Genomic DNA, 19993 nt, shown 5'->3' on the forward strand with positions numbered 1-19993 from the left:
CGACTCTCCGCTCCACTGCGGCCGGGATGACAGGGGAGACGGAACTAAGACGAAGGACGCTCTAGGCCCATGGCCAGCCTAAAGGAGATGCGCAATCGGATCGGAAGCGTGAAGGCCACGCAGAAGATCACGAAGGCGATGCAGATGGTGGCGGCGGCCAAGCTCCGCCGCGCCCAGGACGCCGCCGAGAGCGCGCGCCCCTACGCCACCCGTATGGCCAGCGTCATCGCCAACCTGGCGCAGGGCGTGAGCGGCGACGGCGCGCCCCTGCTGCTCAAGGGCACAGGACGCGAGCAGAAGCACCTGGTGGTGGTCGCCACCGCCGACCGGGGCCTCGCCGGCGGCTTCAATTCCAGCATCGCCCGCGCCGCGCGCGAGTACATTGGCCGGCTGATCCGCGACGGCAAGGATGTCCAGATCATCTGCATCGGCCGCAAGGGCCGCGACCAGCTCCGCCGCTATTTCGGCGAGCGCATCCTGCACACCTACGAGATCGCCAGCGCCAAGACCCTGACGCTCGATCTGGTGCAGCCGGTCGCGACCCAGGTGCTGGAGCTGTTCGAGGCCGGTGAGGCGGACGTCGTCACGCTGTTCTACTCGCGCTTCAAGTCGGTGATCAGTCAGGTCCCGACCGCGCGCAAGCTGATCCCCGCCGAGGTGCACCAGGCCTCAGCCGGCGCGCAGCCCGACCTGAAGGGCGGCGTCTACACCTACGAGCCGGACGAGGAATCGATCCTGGAGGCGCTGCTACCGCGCAACATCGCGGTCCAACTCCTCGGCGCCCTGCTGGAAAACCAGGCTGGCTTCTTCGCTTCTCAGATGAGCGCGATGGACAACGCCACCCGCAACGCCGGCGACATGATCGCCAGTCTGACCCTGCAGTACAACCGTTCCCGCCAGGCCCAGATCACCAAGGAGCTGATCGAGATCATCTCCGGCGCCGAGGCGCTTTGATCCTCGATATGTGCTAAACCCCGCCGGACTTTCTATTCCGCTCGTCCCTGCGCAGGCCGCTGCGCCGCCGGGGACGGGATCGGAACCGACCAAGACCGGCCCCAGACCCGAATACGAGCCCGAGACCGACATGACCATCCAGCAGCCCATCTCCGCCGCCAACGCCAAAGGCCGCATCGCCCAGGTCATCGGCGCCGTGGTCGACGTCGAGTTCGAAGGCCACCTGCCCGCGATCCTGAATGCGCTCGAGACCACCAACGTCGACCAGCGCACCGGCCAGCCCTTCCGCCTGGTGTTCGAAGTGGCCCAGCACCTGGGCGAGAACACCGTGCGCGCCATCGCCATGGACACCACCGAGGGCCTGGTCCGCGGCCAGGCCGTGACCGACACCGGCGCCCCGATCACCGTTCCGGTCGGTCCCGCCACCCTCGGCCGCATCCTGAACGTCATCGGCGAGCCGATCGACGAAGGCGGCCCGATCGAGACCACCCTGCGTCGCGGCATCCACCAAGAAGCGCCGTCCTTCGCCGATCAAGCCAACTCCACCGAGATCCTGGTCACCGGCATCAAGGTGCTCGACCTGCTCTGCCCCTACACCAAGGGCGGTAAGGTCGGCCTGTTCGGCGGCGCGGGCGTCGGCAAGACCGTGACCATGCAGGAGCTGATCAACAACATCGCCAAGGCCTACGGCGGCTATTCGGTGCTGGCCGGCGTCGGCGAGCGCACCCGCGAAGGCAACGACCTCTATCACGAGATGATCGAATCGGGCGTGAACAAGGCCGGCGGCGGCGAGGGATCGCGCTGCGCCCTGGTCTACGGCCAGATGAACGAGCCCCCGGGCGCCCGCGCCCGCGTCGCCCTGACCGGCCTGTCGATCGCCGAGTACTTCCGCGACGAAGAGGGCAAGGACGTGCTGCTCTTCATCGACAACATCTTCCGCTTCACCCAGGCGGGTTCCGAAGTGTCCGCCCTGCTGGGCCGCATCCCCTCGGCCGTGGGCTATCAGCCCACCCTGGCCACCGAGATGGGCAATCTGCAGGAGCGCATCACTTCGACCAACAAGGGTTCGATCACCTCGGTCCAGGCCATCTACGTGCCCGCCGACGACCTGACCGACCCGGCGCCGGCCACCTCCTTCGCCCACCTGGACGCGACCACCGTGTTGTCGCGCGACATCGCCGCCCAGGCGATCTTCCCGGCCGTGGACCCGCTGGACTCCACCTCGCGCATCCTCGATCCCCAGATCATCGGCGAGGAGCACTACGCCGTGGCCCGCCGGGTCCAGGAGATCCTGCAGCAGTACAAGGCGCTGAAGGACATCATCGCCATCCTGGGCATGGACGAGCTGTCGGAAGAAGACAAGCTGACCGTCTCGCGCGCCCGCAAGATCCAGCGCTTCCTGTCCCAGCCCTTCTTCGTGGCCGAGCAGTTCACCAACCAGCCCGGCAAGTTCGTCGAGCTGGCCGACACCATCCGCTCGTTCAAGGCCATCTGCGAAGGCCAGTACGACCACCTGCCCGAAGCCGCCTTCTACATGGTGGGCGCCATCGAAGAAGCGGTCGCCAAGGCCGAGAAGCTGGCCGCGGGGGTCTGATGCATAGCCGGGCGGCGAGCTTCGGACTGACGCTCGCCGTCCTTCTCGGCGCGTCGCAGGCTGCTGTCGCCCAGACCGCGCAGGACGCCGCGATGAGCGCCTTGCTGACGGTCTGCAAGCCAGCGGCCGAGCGCCAGATTCCCCTGGCCATCGTGGCCGAGAAGGCCGGCTACGCCAAGGAATCCGCTCTCCCGCCGGGTCTTCCCATCGTGCGCAAGGACGCCCAGAGCTGGCGCGTCCCGTCCAGCGCGGGAGAGGTCCATCTGGTGTCGGGCGCCATCCCCGAGCCGGCCCAGGCCTCGGCCTGCATGGTGGCGGTGTACGGCGATCCGGTGATCGGCCTGGAGGAGGCGATCGCCAAGCGGGTCACGGCGCCAGACCTCCAGTTCGAGCTCGATCCGCAGCAGAGTTTCTCCACGTCCCAATACCGCGTCGCCCATTACACCGGGCAGCGTGGTTATCTCAGCCGCAACGTCATGGTGGTGCGGCCGGTCACGCCTTCGTCGGTTCACCCGACCCTTTCCATCATCGCCTTTCGCGTGGATTATTCATGGCTAAAATCCATTTCTCGCTAGTCGCGCCCGAGCGCGAGCTGTTCGCGGGCGACGTCGATCAGGTGGACGCGCCTGGGACCGAGGGCGACTTCGGCGTGCTGTACGGCCATGCCCCGTTCATGACCACGCTGCGGCCGGGCGAGGTGATCGTGCGCGATGGCGCCGCCAACCGCATCTTCACCATCCAGGGCGGTTTCGCCGACATCACGCCCGAGAGCTTCACTCTGCTGGCCGAGCACGCCGTCGAGATCACCGCGGCGAACTGAGGCTCGGGTTCAGCCCTCGACCTTAAGGCCCCGGAACGCCTCCAGCACCTGGGTGTAGACCGCGCGCTTGAACGGGACGACGGTCTCCAGCGCCTCGTGCAGCCGCACCCAGCGCCAGGCGTCGAATTCGGGGTGGACATCCGCCTCCAGGTCGATCTCGCTATCCTCCCCCTCGAAGCGGAAGGCGAACCAGCGTTGCGCCTGGCCAGCGTAGCCGCGCTTGTGGACATCGATCAGGTTGGCGGGAAAGTCGTAGGTGATCCAACCCGGCGCTTCGGCGAGGAAGCTGGCCGAGACGATGCCGGTCTCCTCCTGCAGCTCCCGCCGCGCGGCGGTCAGCAGTTCTTCACCCTTGTCCACGCCGCCCTGGGGGAACTGCCAGTTGTGCGGGCCGGCCACGTTATGGCGGCGGCCGACCCAGACCAGGCCCTGCCGATTGAACACGACGATGCCGACGTTGCGGCGATAGCGGGGATCGGGTTCGGGGAAGCTCACCGCCGCGTGATAGCGGAGGCCGGCGCGAGTTGATAGCCGCGACCGGGCAGACCGCCGGCCCAATGGATCACCTGCTCCACCGTCACCGGATAGGCGAAACCGGAGCCGAGCGCCGAGCCGTGCTGCAGGGCCTTGGCCTCTAGTCCCAATAGGGATTGGCTGATGGCGTCGGCCGAAAGCTGCTGGTCCACCACCGCATCGGCCGAGGCGCGAGGTGGGCCGCCGCCGCGATGGCCGGCCGAGCCGTCGTCGACGAAGGCCAGGCCGCGCCCCTTCAGGGCGTTGGTGAACGGGACCATGGCGCTGTCGGACGCCAGGAACCGGCCGCCCAGATAGTTGGCCACGCCGAAGTAGCCGCTGGCGCGCGACAACAGCCAGTCCAACCGCTTGATCGTGTCGGGGGGCGAGGCTGAGGCCATCAGGGTGTAGGGGCCCGGATCGTTGGTGGGATAGTCGATCGGCTCCATCGGGATTTCCAACAGCACTTCGTGGCCGTTGGCCCGCGCCAGGTCGATCCAGCCCTGGAGATTATCGGAATAGGGGACGAACGACAGGGTCACGTCGGGCGGCAACCGTTCGATGGCCGACTTGGTGGCGGCGGCGTTGAGACCGAGGCCGCCGACCACCAGGGCGATCTTGGGTTTGCCGTTGTCGTGGAAGGGACGGGCGTAGGCCTGGGCGGGGGTGCGTCCGTCCTTGCCGATGACGGGCAACAGGCCGCCGGGTCCCTGGGCGCTGAGGCCTGCCAGCGGCGCGACGGGCAAGGGCGGACTCTGCGGCTTGGGCGGCCCGGCGGTGGTGTCGGGCGCGGGTTCGAGCGTGCTCGATCCGCCGCTGACGGTGGCGCCTTGCGGCAGTGTGATCAGGGCCTGGTCGGCCGATGCGTCGGGCGCCGGGATCTCCTGCCCGTTCTTCAGGTTGTCCAGCGACAGAGCCGCGTTCTGATGCAGCGCGTTGAGATCGGTCTTGCTGGGCGGGGCCAGGGCCACGCGCACCGACGGCGCGCCGGCATGGGGATCGCCGGCGATCGCGATCAGCGCGCCGGCGGCCAGCAACAGCAGCAGGGCGGCCGCACCGGCGCCGACATAGGGATTGGCCGCCAGCGCCATCCAGCCGGTGGCGGCGGGCGCGGGCGCGGACGGAACGGTGGCGGGCTTGCGTGCGAACATGTCAGGTGATCGAGCGCGATCCATTCGGCTGCACTGAGCCGAAAGGGTGAACGAACACGGTTAAGAAAAGGAAAAGGTGTAGGCGGGCCCTAGGCGTCGGCGGAGGCGTTCAGGCGCTCGCGCAGTTCCTTGCCGCTCTTGAAGAAGGGGACCGCCTTGGCCTTCACCTGCACGGTCTCGCCGGTGCGGGGATTGCGACCGGCGCGACCGGCGCGACTGCGAACCGAGAAGGCGCCGAAGCCGCGCAATTCCACCCGTCCGCCCTCGGCCAGGGTGTCGCAGATGCCGTCCAGGATGATGGCGACCACCCGCTCCACATCCTTGTTGGTCAGATGCGGATTTTCTTCCGCCAGCTTGGCGATCAGTTCAGACCGGATCATTAAGCGCCCCCGCGTCGCGTCAGACCATGGGGGAAAGCTTCCGCCGGCTCAAGCCGACCGTCAGCCTTCTCATCGTTTCGCGACAAAAAACCCCGCGTGGCGAACCACGCGGGGCTGATTGCTGACTAAGATTCAGGCGGTTAGTCCTTGCCGGCCCGCTCGCGCAGAGCCGCGCCCAGGATGTCGCCGAGCGACGCCCCGGAATCGGACGAACCGAACTGCTCCATCTGATCCTTCTCTTCGGCCTGCTGCATCGCCTTGACCGACAGGGAAACGCGACGCGCGGCCTTGTCGATGTTGGTGATCATGGCGTCCAGACGGTCGCCCACGCCGAAGCGCTCGGGGTTCTGGTCCTGACGATCGCGCGACAGGTCCGCCTTGCGGATGAAGGCGGTCATCGGCGCGTCTTCCTCGCCGAACTTCACTTCCAGCCCGCCCGAGGTGACCTCGAGGATGGTGGAGGTGACGACCTGGCCGCGACGGAACACGTCGCCGGCGATCGGGTCGCCGGACATCTGCTTGATGCCGAGCGAGATGCGCTCCTTCTCGACGTCCACGTCCAGCACGCGCGCCTTGACCATCTCGGCGCGGTGGTACTTGGCCATGGCCTCTTCGCCCGACACGTTCCAGTCGATGTCGGAGAGGTGGACCATGCCGTCGATGTCGTTGTCGAGGCCGATGAACAGACCGAATTCGGTGGTGTTCTTGACTTCGCCTTCGACCACCGAGCCCACGGGATGGGACTCGAGGAAGACTTCCCAGGGGTTGCGCTGGGCCTGCTTGAGGCCGAGCGAGATGCGACGCTTGGAGGCGTCCACGTCCAGCACCACCACGTCGACTTCCTGCGAGGTCGACACGATCTTGCCGGGGTGGGCGTTCTTCTTGGTCCAGGACATTTCCGAGACGTGGACGAGACCTTCCACGCCCGCTTCCAGCTCCACGAAGGCGCCGTAGTCGGTGATGTTGGTGATGCGGCCGGTGAAGCGGGCGCCGACGGGATACTTGCCCTCGACGTCGTCCCAGGGGTCGGCCTGGAGCTGCTTCATGCCGAGCGAGATGCGCTGGGTGTCCGGGTTGATCTTGACGATCTGCACCTTCACCGTGTCGCCCACCGCCAGCACCTGGCTCGGGTGGTTGACGCGCTTCCAGCTCATGTCGGTGACGTGCAGCAGCCCGTCGATGCCGCCCAAGTCCACGAACGCGCCGTAGTCGGTGATGTTCTTGACCACGCCTTCGCGGATCTCACCCTCGTGCAACTGCGACACCAGTTCGGTGCGCTGCTCGGCGCGGGCTTCTTCCAGGATGGCGCGACGCGAGACGACGATGTTGCCGCGCGGACGGTCCATCTTGAGGATGGCGAAGGGCTGTTCCTTGCCCATCAGCGGGCCGACGTCGCGCACGGGGCGGATGTCGACCTGGGAACCCGGCAGGAAGGCGCTGGCGCCGCCGAGGTCGACGGTGAAGCCGCCCTTCACGCGGCCGACGATGGAGCCCATGACCGGCTGGGCTTCGGCGTAGACGCCTTCCAGGCGGGTCCAGGCTTCTTCGCGACGGGCCTTCTCGCGGCTGATCACCGCTTCGCCGGAGGCGTTCTCGACACGCTCCAGATAGACTTCAACGGTGTCGCCGACCTTGGGAACCGGCTTGCCGTCGCCTTGCTGGAACTCCTTTACGGAGATGCGGCCTTCGGTCTTCAGACCGACGTCCACGATCAGGAAGTCCTTCTCGATTCCGACCACCTGGCCGTGGACGACCGAGCCTTCGGCCAGGTCGCGGCCCGCAAGGGCCTCTTCGAGCAGCGCGGAGAAGTCCTCGCGCGAGGGTGTCATACTCATATCGTCAGCCATGAAGACTCCGGCAGATAGCGTCGGTCCCGGCGCGCATCGCGCAGCCGAGCCAGGACGCTGACAAGGGTTGATGGGAACAGAGGTGTGACGCGGGACGCAGGGCCTCGCGTGAAACCGAATGGAACGTGGTGTGCTCCGAGAGGGGCCCGATGGGATTAGCCTGAGCGGGATGTCTCCCACCGGCTGCGCGCCGCCTCGACGATACGGCGGGCCGCATCGACGGCCTGGGATATACCCAAATCCGACGTATCCAGCAAGACCGCGTCCGCAGCCTGGATCAGTGGGGCGGAGGCGCGGCCGGAATCGCGTTCGTCGCGGCGGCGGATATCGGCCAGCACCTCGGCCAGTTCGACGGCCTCGCCCTGGCCTGAAAGCTGCTTCCATCGACGCTCGGCGCGGATTTCGGCCGAGGCGGTGACGAACAGCTTGGCCGGCGCCAGAGGCGCGATCACCGTGCCGATGTCGCGCCCGTCGAGCACCGCGCCGCCGACGGTGGCGGCGAAGCGTTGCTGGAAGCTGAACAGGGCCGCGCGAACCTCGGGGATCGCCGCGATCTGGCTGGCCAGTTCGCCGGCGCTGCGGGTGCGCAGGTCGGGGTCTTCGAGCGCCTCGGCCTTCAGCGCGCGCGCGGCGGCGATGGCCGCGGATTCCCCGCCCCCGGCCCGCTCGGCCGCCACGCCCACCGCCCGGTAGAGCAGGCCCGTATCCAGATAGGGCAGGGCGTACAGCTCGGCGAGCCGACCGGCCACGGTGCCTTTGCCCGAAGCCGCGGGCCCATCGACGGCGATGACGAAATCCATGTCGCTTCCCATACCTCTCCGCTCCAGCGGATCAAGGTGGCGTACAGGTTGACGCATACGGGACCCCAAAGCCGGTTCAGCCGTTCCTTTGCAAACCTCACGCTTTCCCCATCGGGTGCGACATGTTCCAGACGCTCCGGCGCGATCTCCTGACCCGCCACATCTATCAATGGGCCAAGGGCGTGATGCCCGCCCTGTCGCCCACCGAGCGCGAGGCGATCGAGGCCGGCGACGTCTGGTGGGACGCGGAGCTGTTCACGGGCAATCCCGATTTCCAGAAGCTGCTCGACACCCCACAGGCTCGTCTGTCGGCCGAGGAGCAGGCCTTCATCGACGGCCCGGTCGAGCAGTTGTGCGCCATGCTCGACGACTGGAAGATCACCTGGGAGCTGGGCGACCTGGCGCCGGAGGCGTGGGCGTTCCTGAAGGAGAACAGGTTCTTCGGCATGATCATCCCCAAGGCCTACGGCGGCCTTGGCTTCACCAACTACGGCCACGCCGAGGTGGTGAAGAAAATCTCCACCCGCTCGGTGGTGGGGGCGGTGACGGCCATGGTGCCCAACAGCCTGGGGCCGGGCGAGCTGATGATGCGGTTCGGCACCGACGCCCAGCGCGACTACTGGCTGCCGCGCCTGGCCGACGGGCGCGAGATCCCGGCGTTCGGCCTGACCAGTCCGGAAGCCGGCTCCGACGCCGCCAACATGATCGACACCGGCGTGGTCTGCTGGGGCGAGTGGAAGGGCGAGCGCACGCTCGGCATGAAGCTCAACTGGCATAAGCGCTACATCACGCTCGGGCCGGTCTGCACGGTGCTGGGGCTGGCGTTCAAGCTGCACGACCCCGACCACCTGTTGGGCGAGCGCACCGACCTCGGCATCACCTGCGCCCTGATCCCGACCGACACGGCGGGGGTGGAGATCGGGCGACGGCACCTGCCGGCCATGCAGATGTTCCAGAACGGCCCCAACTTCGGCCGCGACGTGTTCGTGCCGCTGGAGAATATCATCGGCGGCCCCGAGCGCGCCGGCCAGGGCTGGAAGATGCTGATGACGGCGCTGGCGGCCGGTCGAGGCATCTCTCTGCCGGCCCAGTCGGGGGCTGCGGCCGCCTTCGCCGCGCTGACCACCGGCGCCTACGCCCGCGTGCGCCAGCAGTTCGGGGTCTCCATCGGCAAGTTCGAGGGCATCCAGGAGCGGCTCGCCCGGCTGGCCGCCAACGCCTACGTGGTCGACGCCGCCCGCCGGCTGACCTGCGCCGGGCTGGACCAGGGCCACCACCCCTCGGTGATCTCCTCGCTGATGAAGCTGCATGCCACCGAGATCATGCGGGTTTCGGCCAACGACGCCATGGACGTCCACGGCGGCAAGGCGATCATCGACGGGCCGAACAACTATCTGGGCGCCCTGTACCGCTCGGTGCCGGTCGGGATCACGGTGGAGGGGGCCAATATCCTGACCCGTTCGCTGATGGTGTTCGGCCAGGGGGCGATCCGCGCCCACCCCTATATGCTCAAGGAGATCCTGGCGCTGGGCGACGCCAACCGGGCGCGTGGGCTGGACCAGTTCGACGAGGTGTTCTGGACCCATGTCGGCCACACCCTGCGCACCATCCTGCGCGCCACCTCGCGGAGCTGGACGGCGGGCATGTTCGTCCCCACCCCCGACGCGGGCGCGGCGCGGCGGCACTACCGCGCGCTCGGCCGCTACGCCGCCGCCTTCGCCCTGACCAGCGACATCGCCCTGCTGACGCTGGGGGGCGCGCTGAAGTTCAAGGAGCTGCTGTCGGCCCGGCTCGGCGACATCCTGTCGGAGATGTATTTCATGTCCGCCGCCCTGAAGCGCTGGGAGGACGAGGGCCGTCAAGCTGAGGACCTGCCTTTGCTCGACTATGTGGTCAAGGCCGGCTCGGCGCGGATCGAGGCCACGTTCGACGAGGTGTTCGCCAACCTGCCGAGCGCGATCGCCGGCTGGCTGCTGCGCTTCGCCATCCTGCCGCTCGGGTCCAACACGCGTGGGCCATCGGACTATCTGGTGCACAAGTGCGCCGACATCCTGCTGGAGCCGGGCGCCACGCGCGACCGGCTGGTGGAGGGCGTCTATGTCGGCGGGGCGGACACCGCCGTCGCCAAGCTGCTGGAGGCGTTCAAGCTGACCGTCGAGACCCAGCCGATCCACGACCGTTTGCGCAAGGTCAGGATCAAGGACTGGAAGATCGGGCGCGCCCAGGGCCTAGTCAACGATGAAGAGGCCGTCCGCCTGGAGATCGCCGACCGCGCCATCGCCGAGGTGATCGAGGTCGACGACTTCGCCCCCGAGGAACTGATCAACCGCGCCGCCCGCAACGCCCCCGCCCGCGCCAAGGCGGCGAAAGCCAAGCCGGCGCCCGCTCAACATCCGGAGGCCGCCGAATGAGCGAGGCGCCAGGCCGGGCCGTCTACATCGTCGACGGGGCGCGCACGCCCTTCATCAAGGCCCGCAACGCGCCGGGTCCGTTCACTCCGGTCGATCTGGCGGTGCAGTGCGGCCGTCCGCTGCTGCTGCGCCAGCCGTTCGAACCCGACGCGTTCGACCAGGTGATCCTGGGCTGCGTCAACGCCATCGCCGAGGAGCAGAACCCCGGCCGGGTGGCGGCGCTCAGGCTCGGCTGTGGGCCGCAGATGGTCGCCTTCACCGTGGCCATCAATTGCGGCTCGGGCATGCAGTCGATCGACACCGCCTACAACTACATCAAGCTCGGCCAGTCAGACCTGATCCTGGCCGGCGGGGCGGAAAGCCTCAGTCATGCGCCGTTGGTGTTCAGCCAGGACATGGTGAAGTGGCTGGGCGCGTTGAGCGGGGCCAAGGGGCTGGTGGATCGCGCCAAGGTCGCCTCCACTTTCCGGCCGGACTTCCTCAAGCCGATCATTGGCCTGGAGAAGGGCCTGACCGACCCCATCGTCGCGCTGAACATGGGCCAGACCGCCGAGGTCGTCGCCCACCTGTTCGATCTCTCCCGCGAGGACGGCGACGCCTATGCGGTGGAGAGCCACAAGCGGCTGGCCCGCGCCCAGGCCGAGGGCTGGCTGAAGGGCGAGGTCGAGCCGGCCTTCGCCAAGGACGGCCAGGTCTACGACCACGACGACGGGGTGCGGCCCGACAGTTCGCTTGAGAGGCTGGCCAAGCTGCGGCCGGTGTTCGAGCCGCCCTACGGCAAGGTCACCGCCGGTAATTCCAGCCAGATCACCGACGGGGCCAGCTGGGTGATCCTGGCCAGCGAGGAGGCGGTCAAGCGCCATGGCCTGGCGCCGCTGGCTCGGCTGGTGGACAGCCAGTGGTCGGCGCTCGACCCGTCGATCATGGGCCTGGGGCCGACGCTCTGCGCCACCGAGCTTCTCAAGCGCCGGAGCCTGAAACTGCAGGACATCGACCTGTGGGAGCTGAACGAGGCCTTCGCCCATCAGGTGCTGTCGTGCCTGGCGGCTTGGAAGGATGAGGACTTCTGCAAGCGGGTGCTGGGCCTGCCCGGCGCGGCCGGGGAGATCGACCCGGAGCGGCTGAACGTGGACGGCGGCGCGATCAGCCTGGGCCACCCGGTGGGGGCGAGCGGCAACCGCATCGTGCTGCACGCGATCAACGCGATGAAGCGGCTGAAATTGAAGACGGGGATCGCCACCGAGTGCATCGGCGGCGGCCAGGGCGGCGCCATGCTGCTGGAAATGGTCTGAGGAGCGCGCCATGTCGAAGATGGACAAGGTCTGGGCGGCGCTCGAGGACCGCGATCTGGAGTTGGGACCCGAGCCCGCCGTCGCCGCGCCGAACCCGTATCAGCATTGGCGGCTGACCCGCGACCGGCACGACGTCGCCTGGGCGGTGCTCGACCGGCACGGCTCCTCGGCCAACACCCTGAACACCGCCGTGCTGGTGGAGCTGGACGCCATCCTGGACCGGCTGGCGGAGAGCCAGCCCAAGGGCCTGGTGATCCGTTCGGCCAAGCGCTCGGGCTTCGTCGCCGGGGCCGACATCTCCGAGTTCGTCGAGCTGAAGACCGCCGAGGGCGTCGCCCGCCAGATCGGCCGGGCGCACGAGGTGATCGACCGGCTGGAACGGCTGACCATCCCCACTATCGCGGTGATCCACGGTTATGCCCTGGGCGGCGGCCTGGAGCTGGCCCTGGCCTGCCACACCCGCATCGCGGTGACCGGGGCGAGCTTCGGCTTCCCCGAGGTGCAGCTCGGCCTGCATCCGGGGCTGGGCGGCGTGGCGCGCATGACCCGCCTGATCGACCCGATCGAGGCGATGAGCGCCATGCTGACCGGCCGCACCATCCACGACCGCAAGGCCAAGGCGTTGGGGCTGGTGGACGCCATCGTGCCTGAGCGCCATGTGCTGGCGGCGGTCGAGGCGGCGGTGAGCGGCAAGCTGCACGGCGCGCGTTCCAGCGTCTCGAATCGGCTGAAGGAGAGCGCCCCGGCTCGTAATCTCGCCGCTCGCCAGATGCGCGCCCAGGCGGAAGCCAAGGCCCCGCACGCCCACTATCCCGCTCCCTTCGCCCTGATCGACCTGTGGGAAAAGCACGGCGGCGACTTCGAGGCGATGAAACGCGCCGAGATCGGCAGCTTCGCCGAGCTGCTGGTCAGCGAGACTTCGCGCAATCTGGTGCGGGTGTTCTTCCTGCGCGAGAAGATGAAGAAGGCCGCCGGCAAGCCGCCCACGATCGCCCACGTGCATGTGATCGGCGCCGGAGCCATGGGCGGGGACATCGCCGCTTGGTGCGCCTGGAAAGGGTTGACCGTCACGCTCGGCGACGTCGATCCCAAGCCGATCGGCGGGGCGATCCGGCGGGCGGCGGCTCTATATGAGAAGATCGGCCACAAGGACGGGATCAAGGTCCGCGACGCGCTCGACCGCCTGATCCCCGATGTGAACGGCGAGGGGATCGCCCGGGCCGACCTGGTGATCGAGGCCGCGCCCGAAAAGGCCGAGCTGAAGGCGAAGATCTACGCCGCCGTCGAGCCTCGGATGAAGCCGGGCGCGGTGTTGGCCACCAACACCTCCTCCATCCCTCTGCAGAAGCTCGCCGAGACCCTCCAGCGACCGGAGCGGTTCGTCGGCCTGCACTTCTTCAATCCCGTCTCGAAGATGCAGCTGGTCGAGGTGGTTCGCCACGACAGGCTCGACGCGGAGGTGGAGGCGTTCGCGCGCGGCTTCACCGGCCTGATCGACCGGCTGCCCGCGCCGGCCAAGAGCGCGCCGGGTTTCATCGTCAACCGCGCGCTGACGCCCTACCTGGCCGAGGCCCTGATCCTGATGGACGAGGGCGTTGCGCCCGAGGTGATCGACAAGGCGGCCGAGATGTTCGGCATGCCGGTCGGCCCGATCGAACTTGCGGACCAGGTAGGGCTCGACGTGGCCTTGGCGGTGGCGGATTCGCTGAAGCGCGATCTCGGCTGGGCCATTCCCGATGCGCCGGACTGGCTGCGCAAGAAGGTCGCGGACGGTCATCTGGGCCGCAAGACCGGACAGGGGCTTTACGTCTGGAGGGACGGCGAGGCTGTGAAGGCCAAGACCGGCGGACCTTCGCCGTATCTCGCCGACCGCCTGGTGTTGCCGATGCTGAACGCCTGCGTGGCGATCCTGCGGGAGGGCGTGGCGGCGGACGAGGACACGGTGGACGGGGCGATGATTTTCGGTTCGGGCTTTGCGCCGTTCCGTGGCGGTCCGATGCATTACGCCCACGCGCGCGGCCCAGCGGAGATACGCGCCCGGCTGGTGGCGCTGGCGGAAGCGCATGGCGAGCGGTTCGCGCCGGACGCCGGATGGGCGGCGTTGGATGAGACCGTGGGCGGATAGAGGCCCAGCGCCGCTATCGCCCCTAGACCATCGCCCCCACAGCATGGGTCGCCGGCTTCACCTTGGCGGTCGGCGGCCGGTGGATGGAGAGGGAGAAGAACACCGTAGTGCCGACGCCGGGTTCGCTCTCCATGGTGAAGGCGCCCTCGTGCAGCTCGATCAGCGACTTGGTCAGCGCCAGGCCGAGCCCGGTGCCTTGCTGGGTTTTGGAGTGCTGGGTCTCCACCTGTTCGAAGGGCTTGCCGAGCCGCGCCAAGTCGGTGGCGGAGATGCCGATGCCGTTGTCGGCGACGCTGATGCGCACGCGCCGTCCGCTCTGGCCGTCCACCTCGCGCGCCGCCACGACGATGCGACCGCCCTGGGGCGTGAACTTCACCGCGTTGGACAGCAGGTTCAGCAGCACCTGCTTCACCGCGCGATAGTCCGCCTCCACCATCGACAGGTTGGAGGGGATGTCGATCTCCATCTGCAGCTTGGCCGCTTCCGCCCGGTTGCGCATCAGCCGCACCGCCTCGCCGACCATGTCCTCGACCTCCAGCGCCTCGAAGCTGAGATTCATCTTGCCGGCCTCGATCTTGGACATGTCCAGGATGTCGTTGATTAGGGCCAACAGGTGCTGGCCGGAAGACAGGATGTCGCCAGCGTATTCCTTATAGCGGCGGTCGCCGAGCGGGCCGAACATCTCCACCGACATCATCTCGGAGAAGCCGTTGATGGCGTTCAGCGGCGTGCGCAGCTCGTGGCTCATATTGGCCAGGAACTCGCTCTTGGCGCTGTTGGCGCTCTCGGCGCGGTGTTTTTCGGTCTGGTACTTCTGGGCCAGCTCCGACAGCTCGTGACGGCTCTCCTCCAGCCGCTCGACCGCGTGTTCGAGCGCCTCTTCGTTCAGGCGGCGCGCCTCTTCCTGGCGCTTGATGCGGGTGATGTCGGCTGCGGTCATCACCAGGCCGCCCTCGGCGGTGCGGCGCTCGGAAACCTGCAGCCAGCGGCCGTCCGACATCTCCATCTCGCGTTGGCCGGGCTTTGCCGCCTGGGTGGAGGGCATGTGGCTGCGCACCGCGAGCTGGGCCAGCTTCAGCACCTCGGCGCGCGTGGCGCCGGGCTTCAGCGACTTGGCCTCCAACGAGAAGAAGTCGCGGAAGTTCTGGTTGCACATCAGCAGCCGGCCTTGGCGGTCCCAAAGCACGAAGGCCTCGGACACGCTGTCGATGGCGTCGTGCAGCCGCCGCTCGGCCGCCTGGGCGCGCTGTTCGGCGATGCGCTCGTCGGTGACGTCGAGCGCTACGCCGATCAGCTTGGTGTAGGCTTTGCCGTCCATGCGGCCGAAGGCCTGGCCGCGGGCGTCGATCCACGACACCGCGCCGGCGGGGCGGACAACACAGAAGGTGACATCGACCGCGCCGAATTCCGATCCACCCTGCAGCGCCTGGCGCACACGGTCATGATGCTCGGGGGCGATGCGCGCCATCACGTCGTCGCCCCGGGCGATGCCGCCGCCGCCCCAGCCGAACATCACGCCGGTGATGTCGGACATGGTGACCTGGTCGTTCTTCAGGTCCCATTCCCAGATGCCGCACCGCGCGCCCTCCACCGCCAGGCGGAACTTGCGTTCGCTGTCGCGCCGGGCGGTCAGGGCGGCCTGCGCCTTGCGGGTCTGGACCATCAGCACCAGGGTCAGCAGCAGGCCGATCACCAGCGGTGCGAACAGGGCGAACACCTTGATCGCCAGCCGCGTATGCTCCGCGCTCGCCAGGGCCGCCTGCGGGATGGCCGTCACCGCGATCAGTGCGCCGTCCGCGCTCTCCGCCGTGGCGATGCGCGCCTGCTGGCTGGAGCCGAGGCGGCTTTGCAGGGTCGGGGTGGTGGCGTTGGCGGCCTTACGCAGGTCGGCGACCGACAGGCCGAGCAGGGTGCGTGCGGTTCCGCCGCTTCCGGCCGGCAGCCCCGAGGCGGCGAGCACGATCCCGTCGTCCGACAACAGCACCCTGGCGCTTCCGTCGGCCTTGCCCCGATCGGCGGCCAGCAGGGGAGCGAGGTCGGCGGCCACCACTACCTGGGCGGTATGGCGGCCGGCGGGTGTTTCGGCCACGGCGTAGAGCCGCGGGGAAGCTGCGTCGGCGCCTGCGCCAAGCGCCTGGCCGATCCAGGTTCCCCGCATGTCGGCGCCGGTCAACGGTTCGATCCGCCGCCAGGCGAAGCCGGCGCCGCCTGTGGTGGCCGTGACCACCCCGTCGCTCACCACCGCGGCGCTGCGCCCCGCGGGCGCGGCCAGGCGTAGCGCCGTCTGAGCCGCGTCGAGCGGCGAACTCGATTTCTGCTGTAGGCGCTGGGCCCCCGCCTGCGCGCTGAGGCGAAGGGTTTGCGAAATATCGGCGGCCCGGCCGGCCAGGCGTTCCGCTTCCAGTCGCAGCGGCATGTCGGCCGCGTCCGAGGCGGCGGGCGCGCGCAACTGCCGAGCGGCGAAGACGGCGTTGATGGCCAGCAGGAGCAGCGCCGAGAGCACGACGATGCGAAGCGTGACGGAAAAGGCGGACTCAGAGCCCTCGTTCCGCCTGCCTTCCTTCGCCATGGCGCCCGCGCCCTGAGTTGCACGGCTGGTCAAGCCGGCGCCCCTCCCCGATTCAATATGGTGAATCTTAACCGTGACGACTCCTGCGTGTCACCAACGCTTACGGTTTGGGGGCGGAGGTTCCTGGGGAAAGGCTAGGTGGAGCCAGCGCTCAATCGTCCAAAGCCTTGCCCACAAGCTCCGCCACATTTTTAGACAACCGCGGATGCGCGGCGATCCGCCCCAGTTCACGCCGCATTTCGCGGGCCAGATCGGGGCGGTAAAGGCGGAATTCGCCGAGCGGACTGACAAGTCGGGCCGCCATCCCAGGGTTGTAGGCGTCCACAGCCAGGATTTGGTCCGCCAGGAAGCGGTAGCCCGCGCCGTCTCCCGCGTGGAAGCGCACGGGATTGTTGAGGGCGAAGTTGGACACCAGGGCGCGGAAGCGGTTGGGCGTCCTGGGGTCGAACGCCGGATGGGCGGTCAGCTCCGCCACCCTGGCGAGCGTGTCTTCGGCGGCGGCGCGGGCCTGGACGGCGAACCACTTGTCCACCACCAGCGGCTCGGCCTGCCAGCGATCGTAGAACCGGGCCAGCGCCGCCTCGAAGCCCGCGCCGCCGAGCTGGGAGAGCGCGTTCAGCCCGCCCATGGCGTCGGTCATGTTGGCGGCCGCGGCGAAGTGGCCATGCGCGCGCTCTACGTTGGCCGCGTGCGGATCGGCGACCAGCATAGCCAGCACCGCGTTGCGAAGGGCGCGGCGTCCGGCGCTGCGGGCGTCCGGCGTGAAGGTCTCGTCGCTCTGCATCTCGCCGTGCAGGCGGGTCAGCAGTTCGGACAGGTGGACGGCGATGCGGGTGCGAAGACCGTCGCGGGCCTCGTGGATCAGGGTCGGGTCGGCGTTCGGGGCCATCTCCAGGGCCAGGTCCGCCTCGCTCGGCAATTGCAGCAGCAGGGCCTTGAACGCGTCGTCGGCGGACTGGTCCTGCATGGCGCGGCCCAGCGCATCGGCGAAGCGCACCTCGCTCACCTCGTCGGGCGCGCCGGACGCCCGCGCCAGGATCAGGGCCCGCGCCAGGCTCTGGCCAGCCTCCCAGCGATTGAACAGGTCCGGATCGGCGGCCAGCAGCACATAGGCGTCCGGCGCCGGCGCGTCGGTCGACAGTTTCACCGGGGCGGAGAAGCCGCGGAACGCCGACAGCACCGGCAGCGAGGCCACCTGCTCCAGCCGCACCCGGGTCTCGGCCTTGTCGAGCGTCAGCACCGCGCGATCGGACGCCGTATCGGCCCCCGGCGCCACGAAGCTGAGCGGCCGCCCGTCCAGGTCCAACAGCCCCAGCGCCACCGGCATGGGCAGGGGAAGCTTGTCGGGTTGGCCGGGCGTGGGCGCCGTGGCCTGGCGCAGGGTCAGGTCCAAGGCTTGGGCGGCCGCGTCGTAGACGGCCTCGATCCGCACCTCTGGCGTGCCAGCCTGCTCGTACCAGCGCATGAACGGGGCGAGATCGCGGCCCGAGGTCTCGGCGAAGCAGGCGACGAAGGCCTCCACCGTGGTCGCCGTTCCGTCCCAGCGCTCGAAATACAGGTCCATGCCGGCGCCGAAGGCCTGGTCGCCCACCAGCGTCGCCAACATACGGATGATCTCGGCGCCCTTCTCATAGATCGTCGCGGTGTAGAAGTTGTCGATCTTGGCGTAGCTCGACGGGCGCACGGGGTGGGCCAGCGGGCCGGCGTCCTCGGGGAACTGGCGCGCGCGCAGCAGGCGCACGTCCTTGATCCGCTGCACCGCCGCGCCGCGCTCCTGGGCCGAGAAGGACTGGTCGCGGAACACCGTCAGCCCTTCCTTCAGGCAGAGCTGGAACCAGTCGCGGCAGGTGATCCGGTCGCCGGTCCAGTTATGGAAATACTCGTGGGCGACCACGCTCTCGATGCGCTCGTAGTCCTCGTCGGTCGCGGTGTCGGCGTCGGCCAGCAGCAGCGAGCTGTTGAAGATGTTGAGGCCCTTGTTCTCCATCGCCCCGAAGTTGAAGTCGCGCACGGCCACGATCATGAACAGGTCCAGGTCGTACTCGCGCCCGAAGGCGGTCTCGTCGAAGCGCATGGATCGCTTCAGCGCATCCATGGCGTAGGCGGCGCGCGCGCTCTGGCCGGGATCGACGTAGATGCGCAGCTGCACCTCGCGTCCGGTCATGACGACGAAGCTGTCGGCCAGCTCGTCCAGCTCGCCGGCTACTAGGGCGAACAGGTAGCAGGGCTTGGGGAAGGGGTCGGTCCAGGCCGCGAAATGGCGGCCGTCGGGCAGCTCGCCCTGGTCGGTCAGATTGCCGTTGGACAGTAGGCGCGGATAGGCCGCCTTGTCCGCCTCGATGCGCACGCTGTAGCGCGCCAGCACGTCCGGCCGGTCGGGGAAGTAGGTGATCTTGCGGAAACCCTCCGCCTCGCACTGGGTGCAGAAGCGGCCGCCCGACATGTACAGGCCCTCCAGCGCGGTATTGGCCTGGGGGTCGATCTCCACCTCCGTCTCCAGGGTGAAGGCGTCCGGCGCGTTGGGGATGGTCAGGGTCTCATCGGTCAGGACGTAGGCGTGCGGCCCTAGCGGCGCACCGTCGACGGCGATGGATCGGAGTTTCAGCCTGACGCCGTCCAAGACCAAGGGCGCATCGGCGTCGCCCTGCCGGCGGATGGCGAGCCTGGCCGTGACGCGGGTGGCGGACGGCTCCAGCCGGAACTTCAGGTCGACGGTTTCGACCTGGAAGGCCGGAGGACGATAGTCTTCGAGGCGAATCTGGACGGGCTGGTCGGTGCGCATGAAGGCGATGTAGACGCACGACGGCGCCTTCGCCACCTGTGCAGGCGCTTGCGCCCTGCGCGCAGGGCGTTATCCCGTCGCCTGCATCTGCGGCTGGCCCTCGGGTGCGACCCGCTCGTCGTTGACGAAGTTGACTAGACCGCTGGCCTGGCGGGCGAGGCGGAGCACTTCCGGCGGCAGGTCCTCGGCGGCTTCGCTGGCCCAGTCGGCCAGGTCCTGCGCCAGGCGCATCAGCTTGGGCGCTGAGGCCAGCATGCGCGCCTGCTGCTCGATCTTGTAAGGGTCGCGATCGTATTCGGCGCCGGGCACACGCCAGCCGCCCCAGTCGGCGTCGTTGGTGACCACGACGGGAAAGGTGCCGGGCAGGGGATGATGGCCGCAGTCTTCGGGCGCCTGCCACTTATTGCGAGCCCTAAGCACCCGCCATCCCGCGCCTTCGCTTTCAGCGCTCGCGGGCTCGGCCGAGGTGTCGGCCGCCAGCTCGTCGGCCCTGAACTCCCGGCCCAGGCCGACGTCGTAGGTGATGCGGACGGGCTCGTCGAAACCCTTGGCCCATATGGGGATGATGCGTTCTATCGCGGCCCAGGAGCCGACCGACTCCACCCAGACCTTCTGATGCCGATGGAAATGCGCCTTGGCCATGCTCGTCGCCCGATCGTGCGCGGGCTCTCACCTGCGGACAACCACTTTACGTTGAAAGTGTTTACGGCTGGTCAATCGCGGGGGCGGCGGAGAATTAAAGCCAGGAAAAACCT

Annotated in this window: 14 protein-coding genes and 1 pseudogene; 7 read left to right on the plus strand and 8 right to left on the minus strand. The window is 68.5% G+C overall.

Annotated elements, in window-relative coordinates:
• The first annotated feature begins 69 nt into the window (after nt 1-69).
• The 4 genes and pseudogenes from GSQ87_RS19495 to GSQ87_RS19510 all read left to right on the plus strand — a co-directional run bounded on the left by GSQ87_RS19495 (nt 70) and on the right by GSQ87_RS19510 (nt 3368).
• Entirely contained in the window at nt 70-954 is an 885-nt protein-coding gene (locus tag GSQ87_RS19495) for a F0F1 ATP synthase subunit gamma (protein WP_158917330.1), read from the plus strand.
• A gap of 163 nt (nt 955-1117) precedes the next feature.
• Nucleotides 1118-2548: pseudogene (gene atpD / locus GSQ87_RS19500) on the plus strand (F0F1 ATP synthase subunit beta); the annotation flags it as partial.
• Nucleotides 2548-3123, plus strand: a complete 576-nt coding sequence (locus GSQ87_RS19505; RefSeq protein ID WP_158917334.1) for a hypothetical protein — start codon at nt 2548-2550, stop codon at nt 3121-3123. The pseudogene atpD and the gene GSQ87_RS19505, both read left to right, overlap by 1 nt.
• On the plus strand, nt 3099-3368 hold the full coding sequence (locus tag GSQ87_RS19510) for an ATP synthase F1 subunit epsilon (protein WP_158917336.1): 270 nt from the start codon (nt 3099-3101) through the stop codon (nt 3366-3368). Before GSQ87_RS19505 ends, GSQ87_RS19510 begins: the two co-directional genes overlap by 25 nt.
• Nucleotides 3369-3377: 9 nt before the next feature.
• On the opposite strand, the gene GSQ87_RS19515 is transcribed toward GSQ87_RS19510, so the two are convergent.
• From GSQ87_RS19515 to GSQ87_RS19535, 5 genes are all read right to left on the minus strand, one after another.
• The gene (locus GSQ87_RS19515; protein WP_158917338.1) at nt 3378-3863 is read right to left on the minus strand and encodes an RNA pyrophosphohydrolase; all 486 of its coding nucleotides are present in this window, start codon (nt 3861-3863) and stop codon (nt 3378-3380) included.
• Nucleotides 3860-5032, minus strand: coding sequence for a divergent polysaccharide deacetylase family protein (locus tag GSQ87_RS19520; protein ID WP_158917340.1), 1173 nt, complete (start codon nt 5030-5032; stop codon nt 3860-3862). Before GSQ87_RS19520 ends, GSQ87_RS19515 begins: the two co-directional genes overlap by 4 nt.
• Before the next feature lie 89 nt (nt 5033-5121).
• Nucleotides 5122-5412, minus strand: coding sequence for an integration host factor subunit beta (locus GSQ87_RS19525; RefSeq protein ID WP_158917342.1), 291 nt, complete (start codon nt 5410-5412; stop codon nt 5122-5124).
• 140 nt (nt 5413-5552) lie between these two features.
• Nucleotides 5553-7259, minus strand: coding sequence for a 30S ribosomal protein S1 (gene rpsA, locus GSQ87_RS19530; RefSeq protein ID WP_158917344.1), 1707 nt, complete (start codon nt 7257-7259; stop codon nt 5553-5555).
• 155 nt (nt 7260-7414) lie between these two features.
• Nucleotides 7415-8059 carry a d(CMP) kinase gene (locus GSQ87_RS19535; RefSeq protein ID WP_158917346.1) on the minus strand — a complete coding sequence of 215 codons (645 nt, stop codon included), beginning with the start codon at nt 8057-8059 and terminating at the stop codon, nt 7415-7417.
• 122 nt (nt 8060-8181) lie between these two features.
• Here GSQ87_RS19535 and GSQ87_RS19540 point away from each other — a divergent pair, with 122 nt between their 5' ends.
• The 3 genes from GSQ87_RS19540 to GSQ87_RS19550 are packed head-to-tail and all read left to right on the plus strand — an operon-like array spanning nt 8182 to nt 13887.
• The gene (locus GSQ87_RS19540; RefSeq protein ID WP_158917348.1) at nt 8182-10470 is read left to right on the plus strand and encodes an acyl-CoA dehydrogenase; all 2289 of its coding nucleotides are present in this window, start codon (nt 8182-8184) and stop codon (nt 10468-10470) included.
• Nucleotides 10467-11762, plus strand: a complete 1296-nt coding sequence (locus tag GSQ87_RS19545) for an acetyl-CoA C-acetyltransferase (RefSeq protein ID WP_158917350.1) — start codon at nt 10467-10469, stop codon at nt 11760-11762. The genes GSQ87_RS19540 and GSQ87_RS19545 overlap by 4 nt, the downstream gene beginning before the upstream one ends.
• A gap of 10 nt (nt 11763-11772) precedes the next feature.
• Nucleotides 11773-13887, plus strand: a complete 2115-nt coding sequence (locus GSQ87_RS19550) for a 3-hydroxyacyl-CoA dehydrogenase NAD-binding domain-containing protein (RefSeq protein ID WP_216839409.1) — start codon at nt 11773-11775, stop codon at nt 13885-13887.
• Between the two features lie 22 nt (nt 13888-13909).
• Here the strand turns inward: GSQ87_RS19550 and GSQ87_RS19555 are convergent, their stop codons facing one another.
• The 3 genes from GSQ87_RS19555 to GSQ87_RS19565 all read right to left on the minus strand — a co-directional run bounded on the left by GSQ87_RS19555 (nt 13910) and on the right by GSQ87_RS19565 (nt 19880).
• Nucleotides 13910-16489: an ATP-binding protein gene (locus GSQ87_RS19555; protein ID WP_254063103.1), complete on the minus strand. Its 2580-nt coding sequence runs from the start codon at nt 16487-16489 to the stop codon at nt 13910-13912.
• 118 nt (nt 16490-16607) lie between these two features.
• A complete protein-coding gene (gene pepN / locus GSQ87_RS19560) occupies nt 16608-19238 on the minus strand; it encodes an aminopeptidase N (protein WP_158917948.1) in 2631 nt (876 codons plus the stop codon).
• A 69-nt stretch (nt 19239-19307) separates the two neighbouring features.
• Entirely contained in the window at nt 19308-19880 is a 573-nt protein-coding gene (locus tag GSQ87_RS19565; RefSeq protein ID WP_158917352.1) for a hypothetical protein, read from the minus strand.
• Between the last annotated feature and the right edge of the window lie 113 nt (nt 19881-19993).

The organism is Caulobacter sp. S45 (genome assembly GCF_009765965.1).
Lineage (GTDB): Bacteria > Pseudomonadota > Alphaproteobacteria > Caulobacterales > Caulobacteraceae > CAHJWH01.

What these genes read in the sequence shown, in the direction of transcription:
- GSQ87_RS19495 (WP_158917330.1), top strand. Translation starts at nt 70, where the DNA reads ATGGCCAGCCTAAAGGAGATGCGCAATCGGATCGGAAGCGTGAAGGCC.
- GSQ87_RS19505 (WP_158917334.1), top strand. Translation starts at nt 2,548, where the DNA reads ATGCATAGCCGGGCGGCGAGCTTCGGACTGACGCTCGCCGTCCTTCTC.
- GSQ87_RS19510 (WP_158917336.1), top strand. Translation starts at nt 3,099, where the DNA reads ATGGCTAAAATCCATTTCTCGCTAGTCGCGCCCGAGCGCGAGCTGTTC.
- GSQ87_RS19520 (WP_158917340.1), bottom strand. Translation starts at nt 5,032, where the DNA reads ATGTTCGCACGCAAGCCCGCCACCGTTCCGTCCGCGCCCGCGCCCGCC.
- GSQ87_RS19525 (WP_158917342.1), bottom strand. Translation starts at nt 5,412, where the DNA reads ATGATCCGGTCTGAACTGATCGCCAAGCTGGCGGAAGAAAATCCGCAT.
- rpsA (WP_158917344.1), bottom strand. Translation starts at nt 7,259, where the DNA reads ATGGCTGACGATATGAGTATGACACCCTCGCGCGAGGACTTCTCCGCG.
- GSQ87_RS19535 (WP_158917346.1), bottom strand. Translation starts at nt 8,059, where the DNA reads ATGGATTTCGTCATCGCCGTCGATGGGCCCGCGGCTTCGGGCAAAGGC.
- GSQ87_RS19540 (WP_158917348.1), top strand. Translation starts at nt 8,182, where the DNA reads ATGTTCCAGACGCTCCGGCGCGATCTCCTGACCCGCCACATCTATCAA.
- GSQ87_RS19545 (WP_158917350.1), top strand. Translation starts at nt 10,467, where the DNA reads ATGAGCGAGGCGCCAGGCCGGGCCGTCTACATCGTCGACGGGGCGCGC.
- GSQ87_RS19550 (WP_216839409.1), top strand. Translation starts at nt 11,773, where the DNA reads ATGTCGAAGATGGACAAGGTCTGGGCGGCGCTCGAGGACCGCGATCTG.
- pepN (WP_158917948.1), bottom strand. Translation starts at nt 19,238, where the DNA reads ATGCGCACCGACCAGCCCGTCCAGATTCGCCTCGAAGACTATCGTCCT.
- GSQ87_RS19565 (WP_158917352.1), bottom strand. Translation starts at nt 19,880, where the DNA reads ATGGCCAAGGCGCATTTCCATCGGCATCAGAAGGTCTGGGTGGAGTCG.